The following is an 11920-nucleotide window of genomic DNA, read 5'->3' on the forward strand; positions in this document are numbered from 1 at the left end:
ATAGAAATGTACAACTATTTTCCCGGATCAAAAAGCGACATCCCCCGGGATTGGCCTCCAAAGGGATGCATATCTGGGATGAAGCGTATTGTGCCGTCATAACGGAAGGTGATATGATGAAGAATACAAGTAACGGTTGCGGCTGTACAAGTGAACATTAGGGGGACGATCCGATGCTTGATTTTATTATTTACGGCATGATTGCGATTGTGTTGCTGTCTCTCTATTATGCCTATCTGAAGCGAGACCGGATGATCTCGGACAAATACCCCATAACCGCTCCGAGCGGCAGCGAATACCGGGTGCAAATCGGGTACTCGGGAACTACGGGCAAGTATTTCTGCAACATTCTGAAGAAGCGCGACAAATTTATGCCCGGCATGGAATGGAAGTGCGTCGAGAGCGAAATCATCAGCCACTTCTTTAGCTCGGGCAACTATGACCTCTCGAAGATCGTCTCCGGCATCATCCTGGCCTACGAACGCAAACAGCGCCGAAGCTACGCACAGCAGCAGCAAAATGAACAGGAGCTCATCACTAAAGAGCTGGAAGCCTTCGAGGCTTGGGACGGCAAGGTTAAGGAAGAGCCCGAGGACTTCTCGATTTAGTCTTATATGAGGTCAAGAACTCCCGATATTTTGACCCCGCTGATCAGAATGAGGGAAGCGATGATGGCACGGGTAATTTTCGAAGGGGCCTTGGTCGATAGCGTGCTTCCGAGCAATACGCCCGGCACCGAGCCGAGCAGCAGGTTGAACGCGAGCTCAAAGTTTACGTTGCCGAGTCCCGCGTGAAGCACTCCGGCTACCGTGGCCAGGAAGAACGCATGCGCGATATCGGTCCCGACCAATCTGGCCGCGCTCATGCTGAACAAATACATCAAGGCGATGGCATACAGTGAGCCCGAACCGATCGACGTAAGTCCGACGATGAAGCCTAATCCTGCTCCGATGGCGATGATAATGCCCTTCTTCTCTTCAATGGGTGCCGTCTGCAGACGATTGGGCTTTATCTTATGATCAAAGAATGCCTTAAAGAGGGTCGCCGTCGCCGCCAAAATCAGCACGAAGCCGAGAGCATGCTTGATCAGCGCTTCCCCGTTATGGTAGTACGATTCAAACAGCCTCAGCAAAAAAACGGCCGCAACAACCGCCGGAATGCTGCCGATTGCGAAGTATTTGACGATGGCCCAGTCGATCGTCTTCTGACGCCAGTGCTGAATGACACCGAAAAATTTGGTGATGGAGTTATAAACAAGGTCAGTTCCGACAGCAATGGTCGGGTTTACGCCGATTATGACTAAAAGGGGGGTCAGCAGAGAAGCAGCTCCAACGCCGGTAAGTCCGACCAAAAACCCGACCAACATCCCCATACCTACAATGCCAAGACTGAGATCCAACTTCTGCTCCCCCTTTATTCAAAACCGATAAAAACTATAGGATTTATTCATTTTATTTGATTTTACGTATGTTGTAAAGAGACAAATCGAAGCGGCTATGCTCCAACATTTCATCAAAACGGATGAATGTTTCGAGTGATATATTAGTTATTGACGCGGCGGGCATACGGTTATGCAAAATAAAGCGGCGCCAGCAGTCTTGAGAAGCTTCCGGCGTTCCTGTAGTCTAGTAGGGAAGAGGAGGCGATCACTAAGCGATGAAGACTATCGCCGTTTTTTGCGGTTCGGGTACCGGGAACGATCCCGTCTATATGCGGGAAGCTGCAAATTTGGGGAAGGTTATAGCCGCAGAGGGCTTCGCTCTCGTTTACGGCGGAGCGACGGTCGGCTGCATGGGGGCTGTTGCGGATGCCACGATGGAGGCCGGCGGCACCGTCATCGGCGTTATTCCGAAGAAGCTGGCGGATATCGAGATTGCGCACCACCGGCTCACCGAGCTTCATGTCGTGGATACGATGCATGAACGGAAGGCGATGATGGCCGATCTCGCGGATGCTTTCGTCGCCTTGCCCGGCGGTACCGGCACGCTGGAGGAATGGTTCGAGGTGCTGACCTGGGCGCATGTCGGCTATCACGCCAAGCCGTGCGCCCTGCTGAATGTTCATAATTATTACACACCGATGCTGTCGCTGATCGATCATATGGCCGAGCAAGGCTTCGTCAAAGAAGCGACGAAGCAGCTTATTATCGTTGAGAATGACCCGGCCGGCATGATCGAGAGACTGAAACGCGAAACTGTGAAAGCATGAGAAACCTTCTATCGGGGTGCTTTCAAGGATGAGCGACCACAATTCTCGCCCCACAAAGTGGCGAAATGCTTCGAAGCGAAATCGATTCGTATGCGGGGGTCCCCGGTAGCGGAAGGTTAATCGCCATTCAAAGGCTCATTTCGCTAAGCTTCCCGCCAGATAAGCCTGCGTAAATACAGGGGTCTTTTTCCTGTATATTTGGGCCGGTGTAGCCGGCGGCTGTCCGCGAGACAGGACGTCGGCGGGCAGCATTCCCCACGTCCACTGATACCTACATATCAACGCCATGCCCCATCAAGGTGCCGTTTCCAATGCGCGTTTCGCAGGCGCCCTGTAATTCGCCGAGCCCCATTCGGTTCAAGTTAGCGAATCGATATCGTACCCATGTACAAAATCAGGCTGTACCACTATAATAGCTACATGTGACGAAGAACGTCCCGAACCCTTTCTGCAGGAAAGGCTCGGGGCGTTTTTTGCATGACTAGTTTAATCAAAAGCCCCTTCAGCTCCGTTAACAGCGAAAAGTCATGGTATAAGGGGATCGGTCTCCCCTCCCGTAGCGGAATCAGCCGAAAAAGCGGACGCCGCGCAACCGGGCTACCCCCGCCGCAGCTTCGGCTCGACCTGCCGGTCCGCAGGCATAACGTCCCCGTCAGCGGAGAGCGGCAGCGTCACCGTGAACGCTGCGCCCTCTCCCGGCGCGCTGCTTACGGCTACCGTACCGCCATGCAGCTCGACGATCTTCCTCACGATCGCCAGTCCCAGCCCGCTGCCGCCATGCTCGCGGTGGCGCGACCGGTCTGCCTTATAAAACCGCTCGAATACGTGCTGCTGCTGCTCCGCACTCAAGCCGACGCCGGTATCCGCGAACGTGACTCTTACCGCATCTGCCCCCCCGTCGGAGCCCCTGCCACTGCCACTGCCCCTGCCCCCGTCACCGCCACTACCACTGTTACTACCATTAGCATGACCGTCGCTATTACCATTGCCATTGCCATTACCGTTACCCCTGCCGATGCCGTTGTCGTAAGCGCCGCTGACGGACCGCCCTATCCCGCCGCTCTCACCCTCGCCTTCAACAGGTCCGCCGCCCCAGCCGTCTTCACCGGCTCTCACGGTCACGGCCTCCACGCGAATCATCCCGCCGGGCGGCGTGAACTTCACCGCATTGTGCAGCAGATTCGTCCATACCTGACTCATCAGCTCCTCGTCCGCCGTCACGGTCAGATGCTCCTCCAGCCCGGCTTCGACGTCCAGCCCTTTGCCGGCCCACTGCGGCTCCGCCGACAGCACGATGTCCCGCAGCTGCCGATCCAGCCGGTACTCCGTCTTCTTGACCGGCTGATGCTCCGACTCGAGCGAGGTCAGCTTCAGCAAATTGTCGCTCAGCCGCGACAGACGAGCGCACTCCTTCTCGATGATATCGAGATAACGCTCGCGCTCTTCGGCGCTCAGGTCGTCCCGCCGCAGCGTCCGGGCGAACCCGCCGATCGACGTCAGCGGCGACTGGAATTCGTGCGATACGTTGGAGATGAACTCCTGCCGCATTTTTTCCATTTGAGACAGCTCGGAGGTCATCGTATTGATGCTTGCCAGCAGCTCCGCCATGGGCCAGTCGACATGGACCTCCTCAAGCGCTATCGGTTCATCCAGCTGACCGCGGCCAATGCGCCGAATCGACTCGATGAGCGAGTCGAACATGTTTCTCCGCCGGTCCTTGAACACGAATCCCAATAAGCCGACCGTCAGCACAATAAGCGACATCGCGGTCAACAAGGTGATGAACGAGGCGATCCATTCCGGCGGCCTTGCATCGAGCCAGCTGTACAGCCCCCACAATCCGTATTGTGCCGCCGCCCAGGCTGCGAACAAAATCGCCACAGGCAGAGCGATCCGGCTCGCTAACGCCCCCGCCCCAAACCGCTTGCCGCGCCTTCCTCTCATGAGATCGTCACCTCCAGCCGATACCCGAGCCCGCGAATGGTGCGAATGCGAAAGCCCGCCTCCTCCTCGGCAAAACGGTCCCGAAGCCGGTTCACATGCACGTCGAGCGTTCGCTCGTTGCCTTCGAAATCGACGCCCCAAATGTCCTCGATCAGCTTATCCCGCGGCAGCGTCCGCCCGGCATTGGCCGCCAGCTTATACAGCAGCTCGAACTCCTTGAGCGGCAATGTGACCGGCACACCGCCAACCGCGGCCTCATGGGTCCTGCTGTCCATGCGCAGCCGCCCCGCCTGCACCTGCTGCGAAACGGAGATGCGATACCGCTTCAAGAGCGCCTTCACCCGGGCGGCCAGTTCCTCGGCTTCGAACGGCTTCACCAAATAATCGTCGACGCCGAGCCGAAATCCGCGCACTTTATCCGACGTCTCTCCTTTGGCCGTCAGCATCAGGATCGGCAGCTCGTCGCCGTTCCCGCGCAGCCGCGCCACAAGCTCCCAGCCGTCCATCCGAGGCATCATCACATCGACAACAGCGAGATCCATCCGCTCCCGGGCCAGCAGCTCCAGCGCCGTCGCACCGTCTTCCGCCGTTACGGCGGCCAGTCCTTCCTGGCGCAGCACGACGCTCACCAGCTCCCGCAAATGCGGATCGTCATCCACAATCAAAATTTTCGTCACTCCGCACTCCGCTCCCCCGCCGCCAGTACAAGCCCCTGTCCCTCAGCCGCACGCCGCACCCGCTCCGAACCACCCTCCGAACCCGGTTGCCCATCCTTCGCCTTCAGCTGGTGGTCCGCAAACTCCCGGTACAGCGCATGCGTCCGGTACAGCTCTTCATGAGTGCCGATCCCGGTAACAACCCCCTTGTCGAGGAAAACGATCCGGTCGGCGTTCTTCACGGTCGCCAACCGATGCGCGATGACGACCGTCGTTCGTCCGGCCATCACGTTGTCGAGCGCCTCCTGCACGACGATTTCCGATTTGCTGTCGAGACTCGACGTCGCTTCGTCGAGCAGCAGCAGCTTCGGATCGCGCAGCAGCGCGCGGGCGATGGCGATACGCTGGCGCTGCCCGCCGGACAGCTTCATCCCGCGCTCGCCGACCTGCGTATCGTAGCCGTCCGGCAGCGCCTCGATGAAGCCGTCCGCGTAAGCGAGCCGCGCCGCCGCCCGCAGCTCTTCTTCCGATACAACACGGCAGAGTCCGTATACGAGGTTATCGCGTATCGTCCCTGCCAGAATCGGGCTCTCCTGCGATACGTAGCCGATCCGTCTCCGCCAGGAGGTCAGCGTGTATGCCTCCAGCGGCTCGCTGCCGTATCTGAGTGTCCCCTCCTTCGGCTTATAGAAGCGCTCGAGCAGCGCGAACAGCGTCGTCTTGCCGCTTCCGGACGGTCCGACGACCGCCGTTACTTGCCCCGGCTCAATCGTGAAGCTGACGCCGCGCAGTACAGGCTCCTCCGCTTTGTAGCCGAACGTCACGCCGTCCAGCGCGATTGCCGCTCCTGCGTCCCCGGCGCCCAGCACCTTGCCCGCTCCCCGCTCCTCCTCGGCATGATCCAGCGTCGCCAGCATCTCTTCGGTCGCCCCCATCGCCTTCTGCAGCTGAGTGACGAACATCGTAATTTGCTGGATCGGCATAACAATCTGGAACACGTACAGAATGAAGGCGATCAGCGCCCCTGTCGTAATCTCTCCCGAGGCGACCCGCATGCCCCCGTATCCGACGATCAGCACCATCAGCAGCATAACAACAAGCCCGATCACCGGAAAAATCAACGCCTGAATCCGGCCTTCGCGAAGCCCGAACCGATACAGCTGCTCGACGCCGGACTTACCGCGTTCCTCCGCAAACGGCTCGGCGTTGGAAATCTTCAGCAGCCGGATTTCCGACAGGACGCCGCTGAGGAACGCCGCGAACGACGCCGTCTCATCCTGCAGGCCCTTCGATACTTTATACATGCTTCGTCCCAGCGGCACGAGTACGGCCGCGGTGAGCGGCAGACCGACGAGCAGCAGCGTCGTCAGCTTCCAATCCAGCACGAACAGCACCGCAACAGCTCCGATAATGGAAATGATACCGGTCACGAATCCCGACAGATGCTCCGTAATGACCCCTTTGACGACGCCGGTGTCGTTCATCATCCGGCTCACCGTCTCTCCGGACTGCCGCTCGTCGAAATACGATACCGGCAGTACGAGCAGCTTGTTCCAAAGCAGCTCCCTCAGTCTTGCCACGACCTGCTGGCCGACCCGTCCGAGCAAATAGACCGATAAACCGCTGGCTACCGCTTGCAGCAGGAACGCGCCGACAATGCCGGCGATTTGAATTCCGCTTAGGGACGAGAGGGAGAAGCCGTCGACGAGATTTTTCGTAAATAGCGGTATCGTTAAGCTTGCACCGGTTGTGATGATACTCAGCAGCAGCGCCGCCGACAGCAGCGCCTTCGAAGGCCGGATCCGGCCGAGCAGCTGCAGGAACGGCCGTATGCCGATGGCGCGGGGCGCACCCGCCGCAGCTTGATTTTGAATGGTAGTCATGCCATACACTCCTTACGTTCTTGAGATGCCCTTACTTTAGCTCACGAATGTAAATTGAAGTTAAACCGTATGCGCCAATATCCACCCAGTTGAACCCAGTTTATCGTGTCCGCCCCAAAAATGAAAACGCACGGCGCGCTTATCGGCAATATTGCCTTTCATTGGTTATTTTCAGCAGGTTTTCAGTTCCTGTTCAGGCTACATTCATGCAGCAATTATAGGATATAAGACATACATAATAGGCATATAGACCTGGGGGGACCCCGGCAGAGGAGGAATCATGCGCAAATCGTTCAATACGAGACTGGGATGGTGGCTGGAAAGGCCGGGTTGGTTCATTTGGTGCTTCATCTCGCTTCTGCCCTTCTGCTGCTTGCTTCAGACGTACGATACGGATCCTTTTATATCCACCGCGTTATTCTTGCTTACGAGCGTGCTCGAAGGGATCGGCCTATGGCGGCTCGGCGCATACATGCTGCTGCCGGCTTCGCTCGGGGTGACGCTGCTTCAGTACGGGCTTGCCGGCCACGGCCCCAACGCTCATTGGCATTGGATAACCATTCAGCTGATGATCCATTTCACGACGGCGTGGCTGACCCGGGGGCTTGTCAAACATTTTATTGAGGCGGGGCAAACGAACCTGGATATGATCCTCGCGCTCAGCAAGTCTCTCGATTCCCGCGACCCGTACACAGCGTTCCACTCCGACAATGTGGCGCATTATGCGGTTCAACTGGCCGCGGCCATGAAGCTGCCGGAATCCGTCCGGAAGGCCGTCTACGTCGGAGGACTTCTGCACGATATCGGCAAGATCGGGGTGCCTGAAGCGATATTGTCCAAGCCTTCCCGATTGGATGAGCACGAATATCACATCATTAAGCAGCACCCGGCGCTTGGCTACGACATCTTAAAGCATATCCCGAAATTCAAGCATAACGGTGTGCTCCAAATAGTTCGCCATCACCACGAGCGCTACGACGGAAAAGGCTACCCCAGCGGTCTGAAAGGGGACGAAATCCCCTTAGCTGCAAGAATCATCGCCGTAGCGGACGCCTTTGACGCCATGGTATCCAAGCGGGCGTACCGCAAGCAAGACACGAATATCGAATATGCGCTGGATGAAATCCGCAAAGGGCGCGGCAGCCAGTTCGATCCGAATATCGCGGCATTGTTCCTGGATCTGGTGGAGTACGGACAGCTTCGTATGCCGCTTTCCGTAACCGGACAACACGCTGCAAAATCGAATGCCATACTTCGTAGAACGTTGAGGGGGATATCCACATGAAGCTGACAATCGGCAAAAAATTGGGTGCGGGATTTATCGTGATTTTACTGCTCCTTCTATCAATGGGAGCCATATCGACAACAAAGCTGATTGCGATGGGCGACAAAGCGAAAGAAATCGAAGCCGTCCATTTGCACAGCGTTCAGCTCCTCGGTCAAATCAAAGCGTCCATTGTGAATATCGAAAGGCTTACCCTGCGGTACGTGCTGGAACGGGATACGACGGAGAGAAGCGCTCTCGAGACGCAAATCAATAATTCGATCGAAGCGCTGAGGTCCGAGAAAAGCCAGTATGCGCAGCTGATCAAAACCGATGCGGACAAAGCGGCCTTCACGGCACTGGAGCAAAGCGGAGAGCAAATGAAAACGTACACGTCCGCACTTCTGCAGTCCGTGAAATCCGGCGATGCCGCCGCCGTCGAGAAGACGGCGAATGAAATGAAGACTCCGTTCAATGAAGCGATTCGGATCGTCGATCAATTGACGGATTCGAGCCGTGCGGCGTCGGATCAGGCGCTGTCCGAATCCCTTCAGTTATATGAAACCGGCCGTGAAACCGTCGATACCATCAGCATTCTTGCGCTCATTCTGGCAGCATTGCTGTCGTGGATCATGACTCGGATGATGACGAAGCCGATCGTTCGGATGTCCAGCGCGGCTAAGAAGATTGCAGCCGGGGATTTGACTTCGGAAGATATTCACGTGGGGAGTACAGACGAGCTCGGCGAACTGGCGGAAGCGTTCAATCAAATGAATGCCAATCTGCGTACGCTGATCCGCAAGGTGGGCTCCGGCGCAGAGCAAGTAGCCGCGTCAGCTGAAGAGCTGACGGCAACGACCGAGCAAATCCGAACGGCATCGGAGCAAATCGCGGCTGCGGTCGAGAAGGTCGCGCACGGCTCCGGGCAGCAGGCGCTCAGTATTCATGAAAGCAACGCTTCCTTCCAGGAAATGGCGAGCGGCATGAAGCAAATTGCCGTCCATGTGGAGAGCGTCAATTCCGCAGTCATCCATGCTTCCGCCATAGCCTCCGAAGGAAATGCGACCGTGCAGTCAACCGTTGACCAGATGAATTCGATTCACACTACGGTGGCCGGTCTGGCAAGATCCGTACATAGCTTGAGAGAACGCTCCGCCAATATCGGTCAGATCGTTGAGGTCATCACCGGCATCGCCAGGCAGACGAACCTCCTCTCCCTGAATGCAGCCATAGAAGCGGCGAGAGTCGGAGACAGCGGCAGCGGTTTTGCCGTAGTAGCCAAGGAAGTCCGCAAGCTGGCGGAGCAATCGGCCCAATCCGCCGAACAGATCGCCGAGCTGATCGGCGCGATCCAAGAGGAGACCCGGCAGGTTGCAGCGCTGATGGAAACCGGCACTCATGAAGTTTCCGAAGGGATTGAGGCCGTACATCTGGCCGGAGAATCGTTCCGGCAAATTCAGAAATCGGTGAATGAGGTTGCCGTCCAGATCCAGGAAGTATCCGCCGCAACAGAGCAAATTACGGCAAGCACGGAGCAGGTAGCGTACTCCTTCTCGCTGATTGCGGATATTACCGAGCAAACGACGGAAGGGACGGACCGGGTAAAAGCATCCGTGGATGCGCAGGTCGCCTCCATGCTGGAAATCTCCGTCTTTTCCGCCGCTTTGTCGCAAATGTCGGAAGATTTGCAAAACCTTATTATGAAATTTAAGGTTTGATGATGCGCATTGAGGCTGTTCCAAGGGTACACTTTGGGACAGCCTCTTCGTGCTTCGCTTGCCGTACCTTCTTCCTGTAAATGTAGACAGCGGCATCGAATATAGCTACCCCGGGCTATATCATATTTGGAACATTTCGATATACACTTCCCGATCTCGGCATCGCTCTGGGCGGCATTGCCCTTGGGCTTATCGCCGATAAGATTTCATATTCGGGCATGTATGCGATCTGCACAGGGCTGTCTACGGTCGCGTCTTGAAGCAAACCTGAAAGATAGGGAATTTATATAAGGGAGAGTTCGTATCGTTCGTAACGAGAGTGTTCCAAGTTTTACTTGCGGGACACCCTGTTTTATGCTGCGCTGCGTAAAGTGGAGGCATGAAAAAAACCGCCCGCCCACATCGGAAGTGAACGAACGGCTCTTTGGCGTTATTGGAAATTACTCTGCTGTTACCAGCCTTGAATCATAATGACATCCATGAACATAAAGACGAGCAAGCTTACGCCTGCAAATGCAATAGCAAACGGATTGCGCTTCGGCGAACGCAGAATGCGGTACAAGCCAAGGGCAATCAGAATCGTCCAAGCGATCATGAAGAGGTCAAACGTATTGAAAAGGGATGTTGGTGCCGCTGCTTCTTCAGCTGCCAGAAACATGAGAATCCTCCTTCTGGTCGTGCCCAGTGTTCATTAGTATATATGTTAGCGTTTGAAGCGTGCAGATGCAAGTAGTTTTGACCGTTTGTAACAAGTTTGTCACTACTTGCGTGAAGACATCGTAATTTCACGAACCAAATACGCTTATGGTGTGCGGCGCCAATTGGGCCAATGTGCCGTGCAACTATAAAATGTCCATCTCCCCCAACATTTATAACCGATGCTCCGAAGTCGGGAGCTCCTGAATTTTCACCGATTGTCCTCGTGATTTCCCGGCCGCAGCTCCGATTTATCCAGCACCGCTACCATGACCGGCTTCCGCTTAGAGGCCATTTGCAAGCAAGCTGAGCCATTATCGGCAACCAGACAAGTCTTAGAGCACATTTCCTCCGCCTCTCTTGCTGCTGCTGTCGCTGTGTTCTTCTTTTACAAGATCTTTCCTTGACGCAGGTGCACTAAAGTATGGTAAGGTAGAAATGGGGGTTGGTATTTCATTTCGACGGTTCACCTATAGAAGGAGGAGACGAAGAATGAGCTATCAATTCATAGGCTTAGATCACGTTCAACTGGCGGCACCGGCCGGGTCTGAGAGTGAAGCAAGACGGTTCTACGGCGAATTGCTCGGATTGCAGGAGGTCGCGAAGCCGGCAGCCTTGCAGGAAAGAGGCGGCGTCTGGTTTCAGGCGGGAAAGCATCAGCTTCACATCGGGATTCAGGAAGGTCATGACGGCGCTCCGAAAGCGCATCCAGCCTTCCATGTCGAGAATGTAATGCTGCTCAAGCTGCACCTGAAAGAGCACGGGGTCCCCGTGATTGACGATACATCGCTGCCGGATGCGACACGTTTCTTTGCCAACGACCCGTTCGGAAACCGCCTTGAGTTCCTGGAGCGCAGAGAATAGCATGTTTACACGCGATGGAGACGACATCAGATATCGTATCTAAGAAGAACGTTGCAGCCGCAATTATCGCGGGGTGACGTTCTTTTTTTCATGACATTCGTTTGCCGGGAAAATGTTGTTGACACGACACCGAACGGTGTCCTATAATCAAAATGTCACCAAATGGTGTCCAATTGAAACTCCTTTGTTTAGCTAGTTTGGCAAGTTTGGAACGCGGAAATAAAACCATGATGAGGAGGAAGCAAATGGGCAAAAGTATCACTGCGGTAACAAGTATGAATGTAGAGACTCAGCCTCTAGGAAAACGGATTGCTTATTGGACAGTCACATTATTACTCGCAGCAGCTGTAATGTTAAGCGGGATCGGGCAGCTGATGCAGCTTGGCGGAAACGTCGAGTTGGTTACGAAGCTTGGCTACCCCTTATATATCATGGCCATTCTCGGGATTTGGAAAGTGCTTGGAGCGATCGCACTGGTTGTGCCGGGCTTTCCCCGTCTTAAAGAATGGGCTCACGCCGGTATCTTCTTTCTCATGACCGGTGCGGCTCTATCCCATGCGTTGGCCAACGATTATGGCGATTACGGTTTTTTTGTTCTCCTTCCGCTGGCATATGCCGCGCTCAATATCGCCTCGTGGGCGCTGCGTCCGACGAACCGCAAACTATAAGGAGGTAGGGAAATCAACG

Annotated in this window: 12 protein-coding genes; 6 read left to right on the forward strand and 6 right to left on the reverse strand. The window is 55.7% G+C overall.

From position 1 onward, the window contains the following. Window positions 1-14 precede the first annotated feature (14 nt). Window positions 15-236 carry a Rieske 2Fe-2S domain-containing protein gene (locus tag ACFFK0_RS01125; RefSeq protein WP_377467867.1) on the reverse strand — a complete coding sequence of 74 codons (222 nt, stop codon included), beginning with the start codon at window positions 234-236 and terminating at the stop codon, window positions 15-17. Here ACFFK0_RS01125 and ACFFK0_RS01130 point away from each other — a divergent pair. Further along, the gene (locus ACFFK0_RS01130; protein ID WP_377467873.1) at window positions 174-608 is read left to right on the forward strand and encodes a hypothetical protein; all 435 of its coding nucleotides are present in this window, start codon (window positions 174-176) and stop codon (window positions 606-608) included. The two genes, ACFFK0_RS01125 and ACFFK0_RS01130, sit on opposite strands and share 63 nt — an antisense overlap. 2 nt (window positions 609-610) lie before the next feature. Here the strand turns inward: ACFFK0_RS01130 and ACFFK0_RS01135 are convergent, their stop codons facing one another. Further along, window positions 611-1372, reverse strand: a complete 762-nt coding sequence (locus tag ACFFK0_RS01135) for a sulfite exporter TauE/SafE family protein (protein WP_377467869.1) — start codon at window positions 1370-1372, stop codon at window positions 611-613. Window positions 1373-1656: 284 nt separating this feature from the next. On the opposite strand from ACFFK0_RS01135, the gene ACFFK0_RS01140 reads away from it, so the two are divergent. Then, window positions 1657-2208, forward strand: a complete 552-nt coding sequence (locus tag ACFFK0_RS01140) for an LOG family protein (RefSeq protein WP_377467781.1) — start codon at window positions 1657-1659, stop codon at window positions 2206-2208. Between the two features lie 597 nt (window positions 2209-2805). Here ACFFK0_RS01140 and ACFFK0_RS01145 read toward each other — a convergent pair. Genes ACFFK0_RS01145 through ACFFK0_RS01155 form a run of 3 tightly spaced genes read right to left on the reverse strand, consistent with a single transcriptional unit; the run spans window position 2806 to window position 6691 of the window. After that, window positions 2806-4152, reverse strand: a complete 1347-nt coding sequence (locus ACFFK0_RS01145; protein WP_377467784.1) for a sensor histidine kinase — start codon at window positions 4150-4152, stop codon at window positions 2806-2808. Next, window positions 4149-4829, reverse strand: coding sequence for a response regulator transcription factor (locus ACFFK0_RS01150; RefSeq protein WP_377467785.1), 681 nt, complete (start codon window positions 4827-4829; stop codon window positions 4149-4151). The genes ACFFK0_RS01145 and ACFFK0_RS01150 overlap by 4 nt, the downstream gene beginning before the upstream one ends. Next, entirely contained in the window at window positions 4826-6691 is a 1866-nt protein-coding gene (locus tag ACFFK0_RS01155) for an ABC transporter ATP-binding protein (protein WP_377467787.1), read from the reverse strand. The genes ACFFK0_RS01150 and ACFFK0_RS01155 overlap by 4 nt, the downstream gene beginning before the upstream one ends. Before the next feature lie 280 nt (window positions 6692-6971). On the opposite strand from ACFFK0_RS01155, the gene ACFFK0_RS01160 reads away from it, so the two are divergent. Further along, window positions 6972-7976 (forward strand): HD-GYP domain-containing protein, encoded by a 1005-nt coding sequence (locus ACFFK0_RS01160; protein WP_377467789.1) that lies wholly within the window; start codon window positions 6972-6974, stop codon window positions 7974-7976. Then, window positions 7973-9673 carry a methyl-accepting chemotaxis protein gene (locus ACFFK0_RS01165; RefSeq protein ID WP_377467791.1) on the forward strand — a complete coding sequence of 567 codons (1701 nt, stop codon included), beginning with the start codon at window positions 7973-7975 and terminating at the stop codon, window positions 9671-9673. The genes ACFFK0_RS01160 and ACFFK0_RS01165 overlap by 4 nt, the downstream gene beginning before the upstream one ends. Window positions 9674-10124: 451 nt before the next feature. On the opposite strand, the gene ACFFK0_RS01170 is transcribed toward ACFFK0_RS01165, so the two are convergent. After that, entirely contained in the window at window positions 10125-10331 is a 207-nt protein-coding gene (locus ACFFK0_RS01170) for a hypothetical protein (RefSeq protein WP_377467793.1), read from the reverse strand. 530 nt (window positions 10332-10861) lie between these two features. On the opposite strand from ACFFK0_RS01170, the gene ACFFK0_RS01175 reads away from it, so the two are divergent. Together ACFFK0_RS01175 and ACFFK0_RS01180 are read left to right on the forward strand one after the other, a co-directional pair. Beyond that, the gene (locus ACFFK0_RS01175) at window positions 10862-11233 is read left to right on the forward strand and encodes a VOC family protein (protein WP_377467795.1); all 372 of its coding nucleotides are present in this window, start codon (window positions 10862-10864) and stop codon (window positions 11231-11233) included. A gap of 245 nt (window positions 11234-11478) precedes the next feature. Next, the gene (locus ACFFK0_RS01180; RefSeq protein WP_377467797.1) at window positions 11479-11901 is read left to right on the forward strand and encodes a DoxX family protein; all 423 of its coding nucleotides are present in this window, start codon (window positions 11479-11481) and stop codon (window positions 11899-11901) included. Window positions 11902-11920 lie beyond the last annotated feature (19 nt).

The organism is Paenibacillus chartarius, assembly GCF_042432825.1.
In the GTDB taxonomy this organism is placed as follows: domain Bacteria; phylum Bacillota; class Bacilli; order Paenibacillales; family NBRC-103111; genus Gordoniibacillus; species Gordoniibacillus chartarius.